This is a genomic window from Elusimicrobiota bacterium (genome assembly GCA_016788905.1).
Classification (GTDB): Bacteria; Elusimicrobiota; Elusimicrobia; order FEN-1173; family FEN-1173; genus JADKHR01.
Map to the genome: position 1 here is coordinate 1 of JAEURZ010000064.1, position 614 is coordinate 614.

Here is a 614-nt window from a genome sequence, read left to right on the forward strand (position 1 = left end):
CGTTAAATCCCCTGTCATGCCATCGTCCCCCGCGGAGGGCCAAGACAAGTCCACGGAGCCATCCCCCGACCCCGAAACAACCGAAAGGGTCGACGTGGAGGGCGAAACAACATCGGCAACCCCACCCGCAATCATGCGGATTTTATGGTTGGTATCGGTCAAATAGATCATATCATCCGATCCAGCAAAGACCCCATAAGGAGTGTTAATGTTCTTGCCCGTGGCCACAGCATTCTCACCGTTATAAGCTGTAGAGCCGGTCCCGCCGATGGTATAAATATAATTTGCTGTCATCGACTGCCCAAAATACGTCCCCGCACTTTTTGGTACGAATCGGATGCGATGATTATCGGTATCCGAGATAACAACGTTCCCCGCAACATCCACGCTCACATAGGATGGATTGTATAGTTTCGTTGAGGTAGCACTAACATTGTCCCCCAGGTATCCACCCGTGCCGTTCCCCGCAATCGTGTAGATAAAGCTCGCCGTCATCGCCTGTCCAAAATACGTCCCCCCACTTTTCGGAATGAATCGGATGCGGTGATTACCAGAGTCCGCAATGTAAACGTTCCCCCAGGCATCCACGCGCACACCAAACGGAGTGTTAATCT

1 protein-coding gene is annotated in these 614 nt (G+C 52.1%); it reads right to left on the reverse strand.

The window, feature by feature from the left end; translation table 11 throughout:
- Positions 1 to 614 (reverse strand): hypothetical protein (locus JNK54_10815; GenBank protein ID MBL8024748.1); only part of this gene is annotated, 614 nt, incomplete at both ends.